11 protein-coding genes are annotated in these 22,004 nt (G+C 33.6%); 3 read left to right on the forward strand and 8 right to left on the reverse strand.

Annotation, left to right across the window (positions count from 1 at the left end; translation table 11 throughout):
• The 3 genes from GGR97_RS12760 (at position 1) to GGR97_RS12770 (ending at position 5,507) form a co-directional block, all read left to right on the forward strand.
• Complete coding sequence (locus tag GGR97_RS12760; RefSeq protein ID WP_167898911.1) at positions 1-2,403, forward strand: 3-hydroxyacyl-CoA dehydrogenase/enoyl-CoA hydratase family protein; 2,403 nt, start codon at positions 1-3, stop codon at positions 2,401-2,403.
• Between the two features lie 75 nt (positions 2,404-2,478).
• A complete protein-coding gene (locus tag GGR97_RS12765; RefSeq protein ID WP_167898912.1) occupies positions 2,479-3,663 on the forward strand; it encodes an acetyl-CoA C-acyltransferase in 1,185 nt (394 codons plus the stop codon).
• Between the two features lie 47 nt (positions 3,664-3,710).
• Entirely contained in the window at positions 3,711-5,507 is a 1,797-nt protein-coding gene (locus GGR97_RS12770) for an acyl-CoA dehydrogenase family protein (RefSeq protein ID WP_167898913.1), read from the forward strand.
• Positions 5,508-5,637: 130 nt separating this feature from the next.
• Here the strand turns inward: GGR97_RS12770 and GGR97_RS12775 are convergent, their stop codons facing one another.
• The 8 genes from GGR97_RS12775 to GGR97_RS12810 all read right to left on the reverse strand — a co-directional run bounded on the left by GGR97_RS12775 (position 5,638) and on the right by GGR97_RS12810 (position 21,918).
• Positions 5,638-5,793 (reverse strand): hypothetical protein, encoded by a 156-nt coding sequence (locus GGR97_RS12775; RefSeq protein WP_167898914.1) that lies wholly within the window; start codon positions 5,791-5,793, stop codon positions 5,638-5,640.
• A gap of 11 nt (positions 5,794-5,804) precedes the next feature.
• A complete protein-coding gene (locus GGR97_RS15395) occupies positions 5,805-6,290 on the reverse strand; it encodes a YchJ family protein (protein WP_167898915.1) in 486 nt (161 codons plus the stop codon).
• Between the two features lie 33 nt (positions 6,291-6,323).
• Positions 6,324-7,193 carry a hypothetical protein gene (locus tag GGR97_RS12785; protein ID WP_167898916.1) on the reverse strand — a complete coding sequence of 290 codons (870 nt, stop codon included), beginning with the start codon at positions 7,191-7,193 and terminating at the stop codon, positions 6,324-6,326.
• 90 nt (positions 7,194-7,283) lie between these two features.
• Positions 7,284-9,056 carry a translational GTPase TypA gene (gene typA / locus GGR97_RS12790; RefSeq protein ID WP_167898917.1) on the reverse strand — a complete coding sequence of 591 codons (1,773 nt, stop codon included), beginning with the start codon at positions 9,054-9,056 and terminating at the stop codon, positions 7,284-7,286.
• Positions 9,057-9,174: 118 nt separating this feature from the next.
• Positions 9,175-9,687, reverse strand: a complete 513-nt coding sequence (locus tag GGR97_RS12795; protein ID WP_167898918.1) for a hypothetical protein — start codon at positions 9,685-9,687, stop codon at positions 9,175-9,177.
• 3 nt (positions 9,688-9,690) lie between these two features.
• Entirely contained in the window at positions 9,691-10,938 is a 1,248-nt protein-coding gene (locus GGR97_RS12800; RefSeq protein ID WP_167898919.1) for a metallophosphoesterase, read from the reverse strand.
• A 7-nt stretch (positions 10,939-10,945) separates the two neighbouring features.
• Positions 10,946-16,333 carry a T9SS type A sorting domain-containing protein gene (locus tag GGR97_RS12805; protein WP_167898920.1) on the reverse strand — a complete coding sequence of 1,796 codons (5,388 nt, stop codon included), beginning with the start codon at positions 16,331-16,333 and terminating at the stop codon, positions 10,946-10,948.
• A gap of 44 nt (positions 16,334-16,377) precedes the next feature.
• Complete coding sequence (locus tag GGR97_RS12810) at positions 16,378-21,918, reverse strand: T9SS type A sorting domain-containing protein (protein ID WP_167898921.1); 5,541 nt, start codon at positions 21,916-21,918, stop codon at positions 16,378-16,380.
• Between the last annotated feature and the right edge of the window lie 86 nt (positions 21,919-22,004).

The raw sequence follows: 22,004 nt of genomic DNA on the forward strand, positions 1-22,004 counted from the left end.
ATGAAAAGAAATATAAATAAAATAGCAGTTATTGGATCTGGAATTATGGGGTCTGGAATTGCTTGTCATTTTGCAAACATTGGTGTAGAAGTTTTATTATTAGATATTGCACCTAAAGAATTAACTGCAGGGGAAAAAGCCAAAGGCTTAGAATTGGAGCATCCTTTGGTAAAAAACAGAATTGTAAATACCAATTTACAAACGGCTATTAAGTCTAACCCTGCACCTTTATACAATAAAGCTTTTGCTAGTAGAATTTCTACCGGTAATTTAGACGATGATCTTGTAAAAATTAAAGAGGTAGATTGGATTATAGAAGTAGTTGTAGAACGTTTAGATGTAAAGCAAAAAGTATTTGAACAAATTGAAAAACACAGGAAACCAGGAACTTTAATTTCTAGTAACACCTCTGGAATTCCTATTCAGTACATGAATATGGGGCGTTCTAAAGATTTTAGAGAACATTTTGCTGTCACACATTTTTTTAACCCTGCAAGATACTTAAAGTTATTTGAGGTAGTTCCAGGACCCGACTGTAAGCCTGAAGTGGTAGATTTTCTAATGAACTTTGGTTCTCAATTCTTAGGAAAAACAACCGTTTTAGCCAAAGACACTCCTGCTTTTATAGGAAACCGAATTGGAATTTTTGGAATTATGAGCATGCTTCATATTGTAAAAGATTTGGGAATGACTGTAGAAGAGGTAGATAAATTAACAGGACCTATTATAGGAAGACCTAAGTCTGCAACCTTTAGAACGGTAGATGTGGTAGGACTAGATACCTTGGTACATGTAGCCAATGGTTTGTACGATAATTGTAAATACGATGAATCTGTGGACTTGTTTCAGCTTCCAGATTTTATGCAAACCATGCTAGAAAACAAGTGGTTAGGAAGCAAAACAAAACAAGGATTTTACAAAAAACATGTAGATGAAAAAGGAAGAAAATCTATTCTAGCCTTAGATTTAAATACCTTAGAATATCATCCCTCTAAAAAAGCTAGTTTTAGCAGTTTAAACGCTACCAAAACGATAGATAATGTTGTGGATCGTTTTAAAGTTTTGATCAAAGGGCAAGACAAAGCAGGTGAGTTTTATAGAAAAACCTTTGCAGCATTATTTGCGTATGTAAGTCATAGAATTCCAGAAATTTCTGATGAAACCTATAGAATTGACGATGCTATGAAAGCTGGTTTTGGTTGGCAACACGGTCCATTTGAAATATGGGATGCTATTGGTGTAGAGAAAGGGATTGCATTGATGAAATCTGAAAATTTATCGTATGCTGCTTGGGTAGATGAATTTGTGGCACATGGAAATTCATCACTTTATACACTTAAAGAAGGGAAAAAGTATTTTTATGATCTTCCTTCTAAAGAACAAGTTAAAATACCGGGACAAGATAGTTTCATCATTTTAAATAATATTAGAGAAAGTCAAACCATTTGGTCTAATTCAGAAGCTTCTATTCAGCATTTAGGAGATGGTGTTTTAAATGTAGAATTCCAATCTAAAATGAATACGTTAGGTAGCGGAGTTTTACAAGCTATTAATAAAGGGATTGATTTGGCAGAATCGGAATACGATGCTGTAATTTTAGGAAATCAAGCCACTAATTTTTCGGTAGGAGCCAATTTAGCCATGGTATTTATGTTGGCTATTGAACAAGAATATGACGAGTTAAATTTTGCCGTTCAATACTTTCAGAATACGGTAATGAGAATGCGTTACTCCTCTTGCCCTACCCTAATTACTCCTAGAGGATTAACTTTAGGTGGTGGTTGTGAATTAAGTTTACATGCTGATAAAGTAATTGCAGCTGCAGAAACCTACACTGGTTTGGTGGAGTTTGGTGTTGGAGTAATTCCTGGTGGTGGTGGAACCAAAGAAATGGCTAAAAGAGTTTCTGATTCCGTTTTAAAAGATGATGTAAAATTAAATAGAATGCGAGATGCGTTCATCAATATTGCCATGGCCAAAGTAGCTACATCGGCTCATGAAGCTTATGATTTAGGATATTACAAAGAACACAAAGATTTGGTGGTTGTAAATGAACATCAACAAATAGCTACAGCCAAAAGACATGCTATACAAATGTTGGAAGATGGTTATTTAAAACCTACTCCTCAAAAAGTAAGAGTTTTAGGTCAGCAAGTCTTAGGAATGTTTCAGGTAGGAGCTGATAGTTTGGTGGCCGGAAAATACGCATCAGAACACGATCGATTGATTGCAAACAAATTAGGTTATGTTATGGCCGGTGGAGATTTGTCGGAACCTACGGAGGTATCTGAACAGTATTTATTGAATTTAGAACGAGATGCTTTTTTATCTCTTTTAGGAGAAAGAAAAACCTTAGAAAGAATTCAGCACATGCTAAAAACAGGAAAACCTTTAAGGAACTAGTATTCGTAAGTTAGTAGACTTAAAATTATTAACCTAGCTAAAAGCAAAGAGCTAATAGCCAAAAGTTTTAAAAAAATGAAACAAGCATATATAATTAAAGGATATAGAACAGCAGTAGGAAAAGCACCTAAAGGTTTATTTCGTTTTAAAAGACCTGATGAACTGGCAGCAGAAACCATTGAATATTTATTAGAAAAAACTCCCGAATTAGACAAAACCAGAATTGACGATGTGATTGTAGGAAATGCCATGCCCGAAGCAGAACAAGGTTTGAATATGGGACGTTTGATTTCTTTAATGGGATTAAAAATTGATGATGTAGCCGGTATGACGGTGAATCGTTATTGTGCTTCTGGAATAGAAACCATTGCCATAGCCGCAGCTAAGATCCAGTCAGGTATGGCCGATTGTATTATTGCAGGAGGTGTAGAAAGCATGTCGTACATTCCTATGGGAGGATACAAACCCTCCCCTAACTATAAAGAAACCAAAGCAGGTAATGAAGAGTATTATTGGGGAATGGGATTAACTGCTGAGGCAGTTGCAGAACAATTTAAAATCTCTAGAAAAGATCAAGATGCGTTTGCATTTCACTCACATCAAAAAGCTTTAAAAGCGCAAGCAGAAAACTTATTTGATGATGATATTGTTCCCATTAACATAGAAGAAATTTTTGTAGATAACGATGGTAAAAAACAAACTAAAAACTATGAGGTAACTCAAGATGAAGGACCTCGAAAAGACACTTCTTTAGAAGTCTTAGCCAAGTTAAGACCAGTATTTGCCAACAATGGATCTGTTACTGCGGGGAATTCGTCACAAATGAGTGATGGTGCTGCTTTTGTAATTGTGATGAGTGAAGAAATGGTCAAAGAATTAAATCTAGAACCTGTTGCTAGATTGGTTTCTTTTGCTGCTGTGGGTGTAGAACCTAGAATTATGGGAATTGGTCCAGTAAGAGCGGTTCCAAAGGTTTTAGAAAGAGCAGGAATGAGTTTAAAAGATATTGATTTAATTGAATTGAATGAAGCTTTTGCTTCACAGTCATTAGCTGTTATTAATGAATTGGGTATAGACCCAGAGATTGTGAACGTGAATGGTGGAGCTATTGCTTTAGGACATCCCTTGGGATGTACCGGAGCAAAATTATCAGTACAGTTAATTAATGAAATGAGAAGACGGAAAAATAAGTATGGTATTGTGACCATGTGCGTTGGTACCGGACAAGGTGCTGCAGGAATTTATGAGTTTTTGAAGTAACATTATTAATCAATACTTAAGTTTAAAATTTTTAAAAAAATACTAGAATGGGAAATACAATTAAAGGAGGAGAATTTATCGTAAAAGAAACCAACTCCAACGATGTTTTTATTGTTGAGGACTTTACAGAAGAGCAGTTGATGATGAAGGAGTCTGTAAAGGAATTTATAGATCGTGAAGTTTGGCCACACAAAGAACGTTTTGAGAAAAAAGACTATGCTTTTACCGAAGAATTGATGGAGAAAGCTGGAGAAATGGGCTTTTTAAGTATAGCTGTACCAGAATCTTATGGAGGAATGGGTATGTCATTCATGTCCACCATTTTGGTTTGTGATTATATTTCTGGAGCTACAGGTTCTTTTGCAACAGCCTTTGGAGCACATACAGGTATTGGAACGATGCCTATTGTATTGTATGGTACAGAAGAACAAAAACAAAAATACGTTCCTAAATTAACTACTGGAGAATGGTTTGGTTCTTATTGTTTAACAGAACCAGGTGCAGGATCTGATGCCAATTCAGGAAAAACTAAAGCTGTATTGTCTGAAGATGGTACACATTATAAAATATCAGGTCAAAAAATGTGGATTTCCAATGCGGGATTCTGTAATTTGATGATTGTATTTGCCAGAATAGAAGATGATAAAAACTTAACAGCCTTTATTGTAGAGTACGACAAAGACAATCCTAATGGGATTACCATGGGAGAAGAAGAAAAGAAATTAGGAATTAGAGCCTCCTCTACCCGACAAGTGTTTTACAATGAGACTGTAGTTCCAGTAGAAAACATGTTGTCAGACAGACAAAACGGATTTAAAATAGCTTTAAATATTTTAAATATTGGTCGTATTAAATTAGCAGCCGCTTGTTTAGATGCTAGTAGAAGAATTATTAACAATGCGGTAAACTATGCCAATGAACGTAAACAATTTGGAATCAGCATTGCTAATTTTGGTGCCATTCAAGAAAAAATAGCTCTAATGTGTACCAAAACTTTTGTTACAGAAAGTGGTGTTTACAGAGCTGCAGGTGATATACAAAAGAAAATTGATGCCTTAAGTACTAGTGGAATGCCACATGCAGATGCTGAACTAAAAGGTGTAGAAGACTTTGCTTTAGAGTGTGCCATTTTAAAAGTTTATGGATCCGAAGTAGGTCAATTTAATGCAGATGAAGGTTTACAAATTTATGGAGGTATGGGATTCTCTGAAGACACACCTATGGAAGGAGCTTGGAGAGATGCACGTATTTCTCGAATTTATGAAGGAACCAACGAAATTAACCGATTGTTATCTATTGGTATGTTGATGAAAAAAGCTTTAAAAGGAGAAATAGATTTAATGACTCCAGCCATGGATGTGGCTAACGATTTAATGGCAATTCCTTCTTTTGATACTCCTGATTACAGTGTATTGTTTTCTGAAGAGAAAGAAATTTTAACAAAATTAAAGAAGACCTTTTTAATGATTGCAGGAAAAGCTGTAGAAAAGTTTGGAATGGAATTAGAAAAACAACAAGAAATTGTATTGTGTGCTGCAGAAATTTTAATAGAAGTTTATATGGCTGAATCTACCTTGTTAAAAACAGAAAAGTTAGCTAATAAGACCTCAGAGAAAGAAACTAGTTTGCAAATTGCTATGACTCAATTAAATTTATTCAACGCTGTAGAAACTATCAGCAGAAAAGGAAAAGAAGCAATTATTTCTTTTACAGAAGGGGACGAACAAAGAATGTTATTAATGGGATTGAAAAGATTTACCAAATATCAAAACTATCCTAACATAGTAGCTCTTAAAAAAGAAATAGCCGCTGTAGCCATTGCTAAAAATGAATATCCTTGCTAAAGAAATAAAAACTGTTTTTTCTCAGTTTTTATTTAAAAAGCTATATATTAGCAAAGTAAATTTAGGTTGAATGAAATTTACGAAGAAATCAGAAATTAGAGTTTATTGCACACTCTGTTTCTGATTTTTTTTATTCCTCTTGTTTTGTTTTTATTTGCTCTTTTAAAGCTTTTAAGCGATCTTTATGAGCTTGTTCTTTCGCTTTAATTTTGTTCTTCTTTCTATCCATTAACTTAGAGTGCTTGGATTTGTTCTTTGTGTTTTTATCACTTCCTGCTTTGGCCATTGTGTATATTTTTAAGAATGAACTCCATCAATGTAGGTCCAATGATTGTTTTCTTTGATAAATCTAGAGGTTTCGTGTATGGTATTTTTAGTTCCATTTTCTAAAAAATGAGCCATAAACGTTACAAATCCCTCATTAGTAGTTGGTGCTTCTGCTTTTATAATTTCTAATCCTAACCAAGTAACAGCTTTGGTCCATGCTGAAATTTCATCTGCTTCTTTGGTAGGTCTAGTTGATGAATGATGACTTTTTAATAAATAATCTATATCAGCAAGTACATAAGCTGTATATCTAGATTTCATTAACTCTAAAGGAGATTGTACTTTTAAAATATCTTTGTGAAATACTCCACAACAAACTTTGTATGATTTTTGAGAACCACAAGCACATAACACCACATCCCTATTGGCATTGGTTTTAGCTTCCAAGTTAAAGTGATCTTTCTTGGTTTGCTTTGCTTCCTTTTGTTTTTGAATTAATTTTGAAAACTTAGACACTTTCTATCTTTTTATGAATCCACAAAAATACAACTAATCCTTTAGTTTTATTAAAAAGAGCTTTTGTTTGTTTTTGTATTTTTTCCCTTTGACTTTGTTTTTAGAGGCCTCTCTTGTAATATACACCTCATTGTTGTCTTTCCAGGCAATAGCTTCTATTTGATTTGCGTAGTCTAATTTTGGTGTTAAATCTATTTTACTGATTTTTTGACGACTAAGGTAAAAGTCTTTAATAATTATTAGATAGGATTTATAATCTTTATCATAAGCTGTTCCTGCAAATAAATTATTATCATGATTGTATTCTACAGATGTTAGGAGAGCTCCAATATCTAAAGAATGTATTTTGATTGCACTATAATTCCCACTTTTGGTAGGTACCTTGTATATGTTAGTATGATAATCTCCCCAATTCTTGGTAAATAATAGTAATTGATTTTGATAAATGGTGATGGCTTCACAATCAAAATTGGTGTAGTGTTTTTGTCTTTCGTAAAAGAACTGATCTTCGTAAGAAAAATAAATTTTTTCTGCATTAACAGCATTTTTTCTTATAAAATCTTTTTTCAACACTTTATAAATAACTAAATCTGTTCTATCTCCGTAGTTGTTTCCTGTGTCTGCTATGTAAATTGCTTTTTCATCTTGAGCAATGGCTTCCCAATCTACATTTTGAGCATTTTGAATTCTAACCGTTCGGTTTCTTTTTCCTGTATAAGGATTTAAAACATACAATTCTGCCTTTCCCCCAGAATCATTAAAAGAGACCAATTCTTTGCCAATATAGATGATTCCTGAAGTTTCTTCAAGTTTTTTTGGCAAAGTTACTTTACGACCAATTTTAAAAGACTGAGATGAAAGTATTTGTGTACATAGCATTACAATCACAATAATATACTTCATATACTTAATTTACAAAAATATAATAGGTTAGCATAAAAAAACTCTTTCAAAAAATTGAAAGAGTTTTTTATATACATATGTAAAAGAAAATTAAGCTTTGTAGTTAATTTTTCTCATTCTTAAACTTTCTGGAGTAATCTCTAAATATTCATCAGCTTTAATGTATTCCATACATTCTTCTAATGAGAAGTTTACTTTAGGGAAAATTTTCATTGCTTCATCAGTACCTGATTTACGCATGTTTGTTAATTGCTTTCCTTTTACCAAGTTTACTGACATTTCATCAGACTTGCTATTTTCACCAATTACCTGACCTACATAAATTTCATCGTTAGGATCAATAAAGAATTTACCTCTATCTTGTAAACGGTCTAATGCATATGCAGTTGCTTTACCAGCAGCAGCAGAAACTATAGCTCCTTTTACTTCTTCTGTAAAGTCTCCTTTGTAAGGTCCGTATTCAGAGAAACGGTGGTTTACAATTGCTTGACCAGAAGTAGCTGTTAAAATTTTATTTCTTAATCCAATTAATCCACGAGATGGGATTACGAACTCTAAGTGTTGTAAATCTCCTTTAGGCTCCATAACCATTAAGTCTCCTTTACGTAAAGAAACTAAGTTTACAGCTTTAGAAGCAACATCTTCAGGAACATCAATAGATAATGTTTCGTATGGTTCGCATTTTTTACCATCAATTTCTTTAAAAATTACTTGAGGACGACCTACTTGTAGTTCGTATCCTTCACGTCTCATTGTTTCAATTAAAACAGATAAGTGTAATACACCACGACCAAAAACGTTGAATTTATCTTCAGAATCTGTCGTCTCAACTTTCATCGCTAAGTTCTTCTCTAATTCTTTAAATAAACGATCACGTAAGTGACGAGAAGTTACAAATTTACCTTCTTTTCCAAAGAAAGGAGAGTTGTTTATAGTAAACAACATACTCATGGTAGGTTGGTCAATTTCTGTTCTTGGTAATGCTTCAGGATTTTCTAAATCAGCAATTGTATCACCAATTTCAAAACCATCAATACCTGTAATAGCACAAATATCTCCACATCTTACTTTTTCTACCTGAACTTTACCCATTCCTTCGAATACGTGTAATTCTTTAATTCTAACTTTTTTAGTAGAACCATCAGCTTTACATAACATGTAGTCTTTTCCAATTTCTAAGTCTCCACGGAAAATACGTCCAATAGCAATTCTTCCTGTAAAAGCAGAAAAGTCTAAAGATGTAATTTGCATTTGAGGAGTTCCTTCGTTGTAAGGAGATGCAGGAATAGATTCTAATACAGCATCTAATAAAGGTACGATGTCTGTAGTTTGGTTTTTCCAATCAGTACTCATCCAGTTGTTCTTTGCAGAACCGTAAATCGTAGCAAAATCTAATTGCTCTTCAGAAGCTTCTAAAGCAAACATTAAGTCAAAAACTTTTTCGTGAACGATGTCAGGAGTACAGTTTTCTTTATCTACTTTGTTTACTACTACAATAGGAGTTAATCCTAATTCGATTGCTTTTCCTAATACAAAACGAGTTTGTGGCATAGGACCTTCAAAAGCATCCACTAATAATAAAACACCATCAGCCATTTTTAATACACGTTCTACCTCACCACCAAAATCGGCGTGACCAGGAGTATCAATTACGTTGATTTTTGTTCCTTTATATTGAACTGATACGTTTTTAGAAAGAATTGTAATCCCTCTTTCACGCTCTAAATCATTGTTATCTAATAATAAGTCCGTACGTTCTTTACGTTCGTCCAATACTTTTGCTTGATCAATAATTTTATCTACCAAAGTAGTCTTACCGTGGTCAACGTGGGCTATAATAGCAATGTTTCTTATTTCTTGCATGGTTGCACTTTAAATTTAAAGCGCAAAAGTAATCAAAAGAAGTTAGAAATTATGATTAAAAATTGTTTATTAATCCTTTTCCAAAAGGTTGTATATGTTGGCTTTATCTTAGTTGCAATTAATTGGCACTAAAATAATCTTCTTGATTTGGTTCTCCTAGTTCGTCAGCCGTTAGTTTACGACACATTTCAAAAGCATTTTCTATGGCAATTTCTTCGGTCCATTTACCTATTACTACATCGGGAGTTATAAAACTATATGCTACAATTCCGTTAAAATATTCATTTTCTACACTGTAATTAAAGCTAATTACTAAGGTATTGTTAAACACAAAACCGTAACCTGTTTGTTGTTGCTCTCCTTCTATTAACCAATTGGCTTCTATTTGGTTGCTTATTAAATCTATATTTAACAAACCCGTGTAGTAGCTGTCTTTAATATCGGGATTCCCTCCTACAATTTCATAAACACCACAAACATTAATCATGTTGATGGAGAAATCTGGATTGTATTCAGCGTGTTCCAACAATTCTTTTCTTTTAAAAAGCTCTTGTTCTTTAAGTTCTCTACCTACTAAGCCTAGTTTAGATTTATCGTACCAATGTTTTAAGGTTTGATGAAATGCATTCATGTATTAACTTTTTTGATGTAGGGTAATTACGGTAATTTCTGGCCAAATACCAACTCTCCCTGGAAAACCTAAGAATCCAAAACCTCTATTTACGTATAAATATTGTTCTTTGTTGTTATACAAACCTGCCCAACGTTTGTAAATATATTTTGAAGGACTCCACTTAAAACCTGGAATTTCTACTCCAAATTGCATTCCGTGAGTATGTCCAGACAAGGTTAAGTCTATCTGTTCTTTGTGAGGTATTACTTTTTCATCCCAGTGTGTAGGGTCGTGAGATAATAGAATTTTAAAATTGTCTTTATTAGCATTTTCTAAAGCTTTAGACAAATCTCCTATTTGTGGAAAAGGCGGTTTTCCCCAGTTCTCTACTCCTACAATATCAATTTGTTCTCCATTTTTAGAAATGGTTTTGCTGGTGTTGTTTAACAACTCAAAGCCCATGTCTTTTTGATGCTGGAACAAGTTTAACAAATTCTGTCTTTTTTCTTCAGAACTATTCCATCGTTTATGAGTTCCATAATCGTGATTTCCCAAACTAGAGAAGACCCCTAAAGGAGCTGTCATGCTTCCAAACAATTCTTTATAAGGAACAATTTCTACCGCATCGTTGTTTACCAAATCTCCAGTAAATAAAATCAAATCGGGTTTTTGTTCTTTGATCATGTTTACCCCATGGGCAACTTCATCAATATCATCAAAACTACCAGAATGAATATCTGAAATATGTACAATTTTTAAACCGTCAAAAGATTTAGGTAAGTTTTTAAAAGACAGTGCTACTTCTTTTATTTTGTAATTGTATTTCCCTTTTGTAATTCCGTAAAGCATTGATAAGAACGGAATACTGGCCAAACCTAAACCTATTTGACCTATAAACTTTCTTCTTTCACTTAAATTTACTGCTGTATTAGAACTTGAAAAAACATTCGCTATAAATTTCCCTACAAACTCAACAATTCTAACGACATCATCAAAAGCAGCTGTTAAGAACATTCCTAGTTTTAATGCTATAAAAGCAAAAGTGTAACCAAACCATAAATTGATGATTAAGGTTCCTTGCGTAGGTCTATTATCTATATTTAAAATAATTAAGGCAAAACAAGCATAACTAACGAACATGCTTATACCGTAGAACCATTTAAAACTTAATTTAACAGTGTTGTTGGTAAAATAATTTTTAAAACTAGTAAGAAGATAAAGGTCTAAAACTAATAGTATGGTAACAAATATTAATATTCTTTGGATCATTCTGTTTTTATTCTAAGGCTATTTTTTGAGTAAAACTACCATTATTAGTGGTTAACTTTACCACATACAAATGTGTTGCCAAATTTTCTAAGTTGATAGTCGTATGACTTGTGTTTAGGTTACTGGTTTGGGCAATTAATTTTTGTCCTGCCAGATTGTAAAGTTCTACTTGTTGGATGGTACCTTGTTCTAAAACGACATTCATGATTTTATTTTGAATGTAAATCACTGTTTTTGATTTGGTATCTATGTATTCGGTATCTAAGTTTTCTGCTTCTTTAAACACCAAACTAAATCTATCTTGATGATCTCCTGAAGCTACTGTAGTAGTGTAGGTATTGTTTCCACTAATTTTAGCAACGTTTCCTAATTCTTTATCTAAAAGATAGATGTCATTTGCTAAATTTTCTACATCGTCTATATTAAAGGTTACTTCCTTTTCTGAATCAACGACCACTCCAATAGGTAGTTCTAAAGTTTCACTTACATTAGGTACACTTGTAATAATAAATCTATCGATGTCATTCTCTACAATCCAATAAGCATCGTTGTTATAGTAATCAAACATAAATGCATCTTTCCCTATTTCTTTTTCTAAAGTATTTCCTTCTAAGCTAGTTACCAATTGTCTATGGTAGGTTTTGTTATCATTTGTTTGATATTCAAACCCTAAACGCACCAATGGCTTGATGTCGTTTAATGTTTTGGTATTGTTGGTTTTAAAGAAATGTCTGCTTCCATCATAAGGAACTCCATCTCTCATGGTATTGCTAAAAGAAACAGTTCCTCCACTAGTACTATACACAATAAATCCTTGCCCAGGTTTTATGAATAAAGAAGGTGTGGTTGCCCCAGATACAGCTGTGCTCTCATCTTCTAAAGTAGCTGCTGCTACCGTTACTCCATTGGTAATTGTTGCATAGCCTCCACTATTATCTGTATCTGCATTAAAATGATCTCCAGTATCTACGGGTTGATCCCATAAATAAATGGTTCCATCAGTAACTGTATTATTCACTGTATTAAAAGCATTGGCACTAATAGTTGATGGGTATGGATTTCCTGTTAACAAGAACTTTCCTGCTGAAATAGACACATCAATGTCTCCATTGTTTGGCGTTCCTATTAAATTATAAGCATTGGCAGTGCTTGTTCCTTTCATGGTAAATCCTATTCCAGGTGCCATGCTAGTGTTTTGATCAATTTCTGTAAAATAATCATCATTATTTAGGGTATGAAACCAACGGGTGCTGAAAGTAGTTCCAAAACCATCTAAATCATTATTAATAAACCCTGGATTGCTATTATCTCCTAAAGTAGGTCCCTCGTTTATTTTTAAATTGTTAGCAATACTAAATACCCCTCCTGTATGTACAGGTGATGCAAAGTAATTGTATCTGTAAATAGAACTGGTTGCTTCGTTTAAAATTTTATAAACACTACCTGATCCTGTATTTACATCTCCAGAAGCATTTGATTGAATTAACTCTGCCGAACCTTCTAAATACAAATTTCCATCTAATTCTAAACTATTAATTACTTTTACATAACTAGCCGTAGGCACTGTTAGTATGCTTCCGGTAGCAATATTCATACAATCACAAACTGCATTTTCAGCTAGGGTTACATTTTCTAATATTTGAACAGACTTGCTACTGTCTGATGTAGAAATGGCATTTGCTGTTCCTGTACCTCCGTACCACACTCCATTTCCATAAATAACCAATCCTGTTCTTGTTTTACTTTGTAAAGTAAAGACTTCTCCATCTAACAAAGTAACGCCTGTAAACGTTAAAGTGCTTCCTGTTACAACTCCTGTAGTAATATTTTCTACAGTACCTGTATCAAAATTTCCATCACCGTCTTGATCAATTAGTAAATCATAATTATCAGGATCTGGTACATTAGACAAATCAAAAGATAAAGTAACTGCTCCTACAGACCCCACATTACGAACTTTCCAATCTCTATTTATTTTTTTAGAACTACGTAAACAAGTTCCTGAAGGAGTGTCTGCATCTTCTATAGTAACAGCTGTTCCTGCTGAATTGTTAGACCAAAACAAAAAGTCCATATTATCATCAAAACCACCTCCATTTAATTGATTGCTACTCGCTACACTTGTGTCAATAGACATGGTTAAAATAGCGTTTGTAGACTCTGATTTGGATTGTTTTTGAAACAGACCAGATTCTTCATCTAAACCAATGGCTGCTACTCCATAATTATAAGCAGTATTGTCAGAAGCATCCCAAATAGTAGTTCCTACACTATTTACATAATCTCCAGATGTTCCGCCACCACTGGCATCTAAAGTAATTCCATATTTAATGGCTAAATAAGTTTGAATTTTAATTCTGTCCGTATTACTAAGCGCTGTGTTATACGATATAATTTCTGCTATTTGTCCTGTAATAGATCTTACACCTCCACTTCGATCACTTCCTAAAGTATATTCTGTATTGGCTGTTTCGTTAGTTGTAAGAATTCTAGAATGAATTTCTGTTGTAGTAGGTCTTGCATGGGTTAATAAATCTGTAGACAATCCATTTACATAAGAAGTACCTCCTTGAGCTTTTGCTGCAGTATAGGTAGCATTGTATACTTGAGTACCATCTGAATGTCCATGAAATAGACCATCTGAATTGTTATTGGTAAAAGGAGTTTCCCACTCTCTAGTAGAGGTGTGATTGTATACAATAAAAAAGGAACGGATATCTAAATTTCCAGTCATTTTTAAATTGTCATCTCCATCAAAATCAACAACAGGATTGTAGTTTAATCCATTGCTACTTAATTGAGGACTTCCTGAATTGGTTGTGAAATCAAAAGAGTTTTCACTATCTCCCCAAGCTGTAATACTAGTTCCAGATGTTGTTAGGTTCGCATCTGACTTTAACCAAAAATTAAGTCCAGCCCCAATTCCTCCAGGTCCTGACAGCGTTAATCCTACCCCTAGGGTAAACGTTGCCCCATCTGCTAAACTAACATTGGTAAATGTTAACTGATTTCCAACTAAGGTTGCTCCTGTTGTATGAACAACAGCATTTGAAAAATTAGTATCTGTATCAATTAACAGAGCGTAATCATCTACATTGGTGGTATTGGTAATTCCAGATCCTATGGTAAAACTAATATCTATAGTTCCTGGGGTACCTGTTACTTGAGCTTTCCATATTCTTTCTACTCTATTGGTGTAAAAAGGACTTTTACCTGTAGATGTTAAACCTATAGTTCCTGAATTGTTACCTATTAAAATAAAATCTTGATTGTTGTCAAAGCTCGTTCCTTTGTCTATGATAAGTTGTGTAGAAGATCTAGGTTCTATAGATTTTTGTTGGTTTAATGCTGAATCTTCATCTTTACCAATCCCTATTACCTCATTATGATAAGTTGCATTTGCAGATGCATCCCATAGTATATTTGAAGAACTATCAGTATAATCTCCATTGGTAATTCCATCAGTTGAATCTAAGGTCATTCCGTATTTAATTGCTAAATAGGAATATATTTTTGCTAAATCTGCATTTGAGAGTGCTTTGTTGTAAAGAATAACTTCTGAAACATATCCTCTAAATCCATTTGCATTAAATCCTCTACCCAAAACACCAGGATTATTCCCTGTTAATTCTGTTTTGTTTGTATGCGAGTTTGCAGAGAAAACACCATCTCTTAATTCTTGAATTACTTTTCCGGTACTTCCATCCAATTGACCCCTTACCAATGCTTTTGAGACTGCAGGAGTATCATAATTATTTACAACAACATCAATGTCATTGCTATACTGTGCAAGGGTTAGTGCATTGTTATTTCTATAACCGAAATGCAATCCTTGATTGCTAGAAGATTGGGTAGTTCCTAAAAAGTAATTTTGAGTTTCTGTATTGTCTCTTTCTACAATGGCAATTATGTTGTAATCTGTATTGTTTATGGCATCTAAATCTAAATCAAAATATCCATCATCACCATCTAAAAAATAAACAGCCGGATTAAAGTTATGTATGTTTTCTTTATAAGTTGGAAAATTTGTGGTTCCTGCTTGGGTTGCATGTGTAGCCCCTACAGTATTATTCCATTGTGTAATTGCTACTCCATCTGTAGTGGTAGAAGTACCAGAGTTTGCCTTAAACCAACTTACAATTCCATCATTAACATTCCCCGGTGCAAATAAAATAGAATTGATTCCTAAAGAAAAATAGTCACCATCAGAAAAATTCACATTGGTAAAGGTTAATACATTACCAACAATAACCGCACCTGTAGAATGAGTAGTTGCATCTGTAAAATTGGTATCATTGTCTTTTAGGATTACATAATCCGATGCATTTCCTGTATTGGGTATATCTCCTCCCAAAGTAAAACTAACAGACACCAATCCGGGTGAGCCATTAGTTTCTACTTTCCATGTTCTTTGTGATTTGTTTAAAACTCCAATAGGCACATTACTTGATGAAAATTCTAAAGAAGCTCCATCATGTCCAAAAATCATAAAATCTAAATCGCTTGTAAAACTAGCTCCTTTGTTAATGGTTAAATTAGATGAGGATAATGACTCTGAAGCAGATTGGATATCAAATCTATTATCGTCATCTCTACCTAAAACAAAAATCTCATTATGAAAAGTGCTATTTACAGAAGCATCCCACACTCTAGTTCCATCACTAATAATATAATCTCCTGTGGTTCCTCCATCGGTATTGTCTTGAAAGATTCCATACTTAATTGCTAAATAAGTTTGGACTTTAAGCCTATCTGTGTCCGATAAAACAGAACTATAAGCTATAATTTCTGCTATTTGTCCTGTGATTCCTCTAGCCCCTGTAAAGGTTCTATCTTGACCAATATAATAGGTTAAACTTGCATTTTCATTGGCCGTTAAAATTCTAGTATGAATTTCGGTACTGCTAGGTCTTGGGTGTGTTAACAAATCTGTAGACAAACCATTAACATAAGATGCTCCACTTTTTGAACTTGTAGATGTCCATGTGTTATTATAAACTTGAGTAGCATCTGAATGTCCATGAAATAAGCCCCCATTACTATTGGTAAAGGGTGCTTCCCATTGTCTAGAAGATGTATGATTGTATACAATAAAAAAAGAACGAATATTTGGGTTTGTAGTGGCTCTACTTAAATAAGAGTCTCCCGAAAACTCAATTGCACTGTAATTATTAATTGCATTTGTATTTAGTTGGGGTGTTCCACTTGCTGTATTAAATACATAAGCATTGCTAGATTGGTCTGTCCAACTCGTAACATTTGTTCCTGAAGTAGCAACTCCCATTTCGGCATTTAACCAAAGTGTTAAGTTTGTAGCTACATTTCCAGGAGATTGTGAGTATGTCTTAAATAAGCATACAAACAATAGTATTGTTAATATTTTTGTTGTTTTCATTTTCTACACATCTGTGATATATCATGCGAAGATAAATGATATGCTTATTCTATGGCTATTTTTTCGGTAAAACTACCCTTGTTTGTTGTTATTTTAACTAAATAAAGCTGTTGTAGTAACTTTTCTAAATTAATAGTCATTTTAGTAGACTCTGTATTATTCTTTTTTGCCACTACCTTTTGTCCTCCTAAATTGTAGATTTCTACTTGTTGGATGGTACCTTGTTCTAAGACGACATTCATGGTTTTATTCTGAATGTAAATCACAGTTTTAGATTTGTTATCAATGTACTCTGTATCTAAGTTTTCTGCTTCTTTAAACACCAAACTGAATCTATCTTGATGCTCTCCTGAAGCTACTGTAGTGGTGTAGGTATTGTTTCCACTAATTTTAGCAACGTTTCCTTGTTCTTTGTCTAAAAGATAAATGTCATTTGCTAAATTTTCTACATCATCTATGTTAAAGGTCACTTCTTTTTCTGAATCTACCACTACTCCAATTGGTAACTCTAAGGTTTCACTTAATGTTGGAACACTTGTTATGATGAATCTATCGATGTCATTTTCTACCATCCAATAGGCATCATTGCTGTGATAATCAAACATAAATGCATCTTTTCCAATCTCTTTTTCTAAAGTACTTCCACTTTCTAAAACTGTAGCTAACTGTCTATGTGCATATTTTCCATTCTCTTTTTGATATTCAAACCCTAAACGAATGATAGGTCTTTCTGTTAACGATTCCAGTGTTTTGGTTTGTTGAGTTTTAAAGAATTTACGACCTCCATCATAGGTAATTCCATCTCTTAAACTATTGGTAAAACTTACAGATCCATCATCTGTACCATACACTATAAACCCTTGTCCTGGTTTTATATAAGCTGTTGGCAATGTTGCTCCTGCAACAGGAGTGTCCGTTTCAGATTTAGCGGCTGTTTTTACACCATTGATAATGGTTGCGTACCCTCCACTATCATCTGTATCTGCATTAAAATGATCTCCAGTATCTCCCGGTTGATCCCATATATACACTGCTCCTTCTGTAACTCCTGATCCACTTGGTCCGTTAGTTGTGTTAAAAGCATCTATATCTATGGTTGATGGATATGGATTTCCTGTTAATAAGAACTTTCCTGTAGAAATGGCTACATCAATGTCTCCATTGTTTGGGGTTCCTATAAAGTTATAAGCATTGGCGGTGCTTGTTCCTTTCATGGTAAACCCTATTCCAGGTGCCATGGTAGTGTTTTGATCTATTTCTATAAAATCAAAATCATTATTTAAGGTATGAAACCAACGAGTACTAAAAGTAGTTCCAAAACCATCTAAATCATTATTGATAAACCCTGGATTACTATTGTCTCCCAAAGTAGGTCCCTCATTAATTTTTAAATCATTCCCAATGCTAAACACTCCTGAATTGTGTACAGGTGATGCAAAGTAATTGTATCTGTAAATAGAACTGGTTGCTTCGTTTAAAATCTTATAAACTTTTCCTGTTCCTGTATTGGTATCTGTATCCGTTTGTATTAATTCTGCAGATCCTTCTAAATAAATAGAACCGTTAGATATTAAAGTATTGGTTACTTTTAAATACTCATCCGTAGCAACTGTAACTACAGCTCCATTGGCAATGTTTAAACATTTACAATTGTGAGATCCTGTTAAGGTTACATCTTCTGATATTTTTACAGATTTTACCAAATCTGTAGCAGAATCATTAAATTCTTGATCGGTACCTGCTCCCCCTACCCAAGCACCAACTTTGTACACTATATCGGAACTATTATCTACTAAAGTAAATACACAATCATTAGGTAGAGTTACATCTGTAAAAATAATATTATTTCCTGTGATGGTTCCTGTAGAAATTGTTTGAATTGTTCCTGTAGTATAATCTCCATCACCATCTAGATCAATAATTAAATTAAAATCTCTAGAACTAAAAGCTGATAAATCAAACTGAAGTGTAACATTTTGTACGTTTCCTGAATTGCTAATTTTCCAATCTCTATCAAATTGTTTTAAACAAGCATTTTCAGAACTTATATGATCTACTAAACTAATGCTTGAAGTACTTCCGTTATTTCCCCATACTAAATAATCTAAGTTATCATCAAAAGCACCAAAGTTTAATTTATTGGTTGCTGTTACTGAACTGTAGATGGATATAGCTAAAATATCATCTGAACTTTCTGACTTAGATTGTTTTTGAATTAAGTTAGAAGCTACATCGTATCCAATACCTGCAACATCGTTATGATATGCACTGTTTTCTGAAGCATCCCAAATGGTATTTCCTGCACTATCTAAATAATCTCCATTTGTTCCCCCTCCTGAGTTGTCTAAGGTGATTCCGTATTTAATGGCTAAGTAAGAGTGTATTTTCTTTAATTCGGTATTTGTTAGTGTTGAATTGTATATAATCATTTCTGAAATAGCTCCTTCAAAACCTTGCGTAGCAGTATCATATGCATTTCCTAAAAATCCATTTGAAAGTCCACCATCTCCTCCTAAAGCAGTAGTGTTCCCATCGTTATTAGAAACTTCTATACCATCTTTTAATGCTGCTATGGTTTTTCCAGAGGATTGATCTAAACTTGCTGTTATTAAAGACGATGAAGATGTTGTAGGATTATAACCTCCAACTGTCACATCTACATCATTTCCATATTGAGCAAGCGTAAGACTTGTATTGGTTCTATACCCAACATGCAATCTTTGATTTCCGGTACCAGAAGAAGTAGTTCCTAAAAAGTAATTTACATTTTTAACATCATCTCTCTCTATCACGGTAATGATGTTATAATCATTTGCTCTTAAATCATCTAAATTTACATTAAAGTAACCTTCATTTCCGTTAGTAAAATAAACAGACGGATTGTAGTTGTGTAAATTCTCTGCATAGCTTGGATAGTTTGTAGTCCCCGCTTGTATAGCATGATTGGTTCCTTTTAAATTATCCCATTGCGTTATGGCTACTCCTTCTGTTGGTGTAGGTATTCCGTCATCAGCTCTAAACCAATGAGTTAATCCTGTAGTTACGTTTGCTGGTCCAAAAGACAAACCAATTCCTAGTGTAAATACATCTCCATCAGACAAGTTTACATTGGTAAAAGTTACCGTATTTCCATCTAAAGAAACACCTGTAGTGTGAATGTTACTATCTGAAAAATCCGTATCTGAATCTATCAACAATGCATAATCACTAGTATTTCCAGTGCTTGCTATTGGCAAGGTAATGCTTATAGTTACTCCACCAACTGTTCCAGAAACAGCTGCTTTCCATGTTCTTTCTATTCGCTCGCTATACACCGGGCTAGTTCCTGAAGAAGTAACGCCTATAGTACCGTTGTCATTACCTACAACTAGAAAATCCAAATTGTTATTAAAGCTTCCTGCTTTGTCAAGGGTTAAATTTGTTGATGAAATTGGCTCTGATGATTTTTGCTGATTTAAAGCAGAAGCATCATCTCTACCAATTCCTATAATTTCATTATGATAAATACTATTCTCTGAAGCATCCCAAATAACGTTTGCATTACTATCTATATAGTCTCCATCAGTACCACCGCTAGAATTATCTAATGACAATGCGTATTTAAGAGCTAAATAACTTTCTATTTTATTTAAATCGGTTCCTGATATAGCAGTATTATAAATAATTAGCTCAGACATATATCCTTCAAAACCTCTTACAGTACTATTTCCTTTCCCTAATACTCCAGCAGCGGTACCTGTTAAAGCCGAAAAATTAGAATTATCATTTTCATACTCAATTCCAGACATTAACAATGATATATTTCTTTCTACTCCAATATCTAAAACGGCTCTATATAAAGTAGCTTCTTCTGTAGATGCATTATAACTAACAAAAGAAGATGAAACAGAATTCCCCGAACCTTGGTGATGAAATAAACCTCTAGGATTCGTATTGTTATTTCTATACCCAAGTCTTAAGCTCTGATTAGTAACAGTTGATGTAGTTCCTAGAAAATAATTATGATCATTTGTATTTGTTCTTTCTACAACTGCCAAAACACTATAATCATTATCTTTTATATCATCTAAGTTCAAATCAAAGTAGCCATTATCTCCATTTGAAAAATAAACAGATGAATTATAATTATGCTTATCTGTTTCTACAGCAGGATAATCGGAACTTACAGTACCATTTCTTACAGCGTTATTACTACTACCTGTTGTAGCTTGATTTCCCCAATCTGTGATACCATTTACATCTGTTGTAATACCTGTATCTGCTTTAAACCAATGCGTTAAACCTGTAGAAACATTCCCAGGAAATTCGTTTACAGGAGTGTAAGCTAAAGTAAAAAAAGAAGCATCAGCAAGAGATACATTGGTAAAGGTTAGTACATTCCCACTAATACTAGCTCCTGTAGTATGTATAGTTGCACCTGTTGTAAAATCTGTATTTGTATCTATTAACAAAGCATATTCTGATGGATTCCCAGAATTTGTTAAACTAGTCCCTAAAGTAAAACTCACAGAGATTGTTCCTGGAGTTCCATTGGTTTCAACTTTCCATGTTCTTCCAGATTTGTTGGTAATAGATCCAGGCACTCCTGTAGTGGTAAATGCTAAGGGATCTGCATCGTTTCCAATTAGTAAATAATCTAAATCGGTGGAAAAACTAGTCGTTTTTTCAATAGAAACAGTTGGGTCAGAATTAAATTCTGTAGATTTTCTTTGGTCTAAAGCTGTACTATCATCTCTACCAATACCTATTACTTCGTTGTGATAAGCTATATTTTCTGAGGCATCCCAAATTACAGCACCTGTACTTATACTATAATCTCCATCTGTTCCTCCATCTGTATTATCTAAAGTAATACCATATTTTATAGCTAAATAACTTTCAATTTTTTTTCTATTTGCTATAGAAAGTTCATAATCAAAATAGATAATTTCTGCAATTTCTCCATTTAATTCATTTCCGCTTGTACTATCATCTCCAATTACATAAGCTCCATTCTCCCAAGTAGTAGAAAACAAATTTTCTGAAGTAAAAAAGTTTTTAGAATTTAAATATATGGTAGAATTGGCTCCAGAACCTGAACCACCAGGATCGGAAACAGAAATAATCTGTTGAATTCCTGTAGGTAATGTAAAAAATGGCTCGTTGGCATCATATCTTCTATCAATATAGAATTGTCTAGAGCTTCCTTCATAAAATTCTATAAAACAATCATCTGTTGTAGCAGATTTTCTTTGCACAATAAATGAAGTACTTTCTTCCGTACTGCTATTAGGCCCTACACCACGTGTAATGGTAGTACCTGTTATTGGTTGAGAATCGTCTGTAAAACTAATTACAGGATTTCCGTTAATGGCATTTGTAGTTGAATATACAGCAGCTCCTGTTCCAGTCGCATTGAATCCATTCCCACTTTGATCTGTCCACGATGTAATTCCAACACCATTTGTAGTTGTATTGGTTCCTGCATTTGCTTTTAACCACAAGACTGTTCCTTCAACACCTCCTGGTGTCGGAACTTGAGCTTGTATAGTAAGGGATAGTAATAAAGCAATGATTACATTGCTTTTCAAAAAAATAGTTTTCATGTTTGATATTGGGGTATTAAAACATATAAATTAACCTACATCAAAAATACTATTTGTTTTCTATTGATATAGTTATAATTAGATAA

The sequence above is a fragment of the Wenyingzhuangia aestuarii genome (genome assembly GCF_011927765.1).
GTDB lineage: Bacteria > Bacteroidota > Bacteroidia > Flavobacteriales > Flavobacteriaceae > Wenyingzhuangia > Wenyingzhuangia aestuarii.

Bases quoted from the DNA above. Each gene is read 5' to 3' on its own strand.
- GGR97_RS12760 (WP_167898911.1), top strand. From the start codon at position 1: ATGAAAAGAAATATAAATAAAATAGCAGTTATTGGATCTGGAATTATG.
- GGR97_RS12765 (WP_167898912.1), top strand. From the start codon at position 2,479: ATGAAACAAGCATATATAATTAAAGGATATAGAACAGCAGTAGGAAAA.
- GGR97_RS12770 (WP_167898913.1), top strand. From the start codon at position 3,711: ATGGGAAATACAATTAAAGGAGGAGAATTTATCGTAAAAGAAACCAAC.
- GGR97_RS12775 (WP_167898914.1), bottom strand. From the start codon at position 5,793: ATGGCCAAAGCAGGAAGTGATAAAAACACAAAGAACAAATCCAAGCAC.
- GGR97_RS12785 (WP_167898916.1), bottom strand. From the start codon at position 7,193: ATGAAGTATATTATTGTGATTGTAATGCTATGTACACAAATACTTTCA.
- typA (WP_167898917.1), bottom strand. From the start codon at position 9,056: ATGCAAGAAATAAGAAACATTGCTATTATAGCCCACGTTGACCACGGT.
- GGR97_RS12795 (WP_167898918.1), bottom strand. From the start codon at position 9,687: ATGAATGCATTTCATCAAACCTTAAAACATTGGTACGATAAATCTAAA.
- GGR97_RS12800 (WP_167898919.1), bottom strand. From the start codon at position 10,938: ATGATCCAAAGAATATTAATATTTGTTACCATACTATTAGTTTTAGAC.
- GGR97_RS12805 (WP_167898920.1), bottom strand. From the start codon at position 16,333: ATGAAAACAACAAAAATATTAACAATACTATTGTTTGTATGCTTATTT.
- GGR97_RS12810 (WP_167898921.1), bottom strand. From the start codon at position 21,918: ATGAAAACTATTTTTTTGAAAAGCAATGTAATCATTGCTTTATTACTA.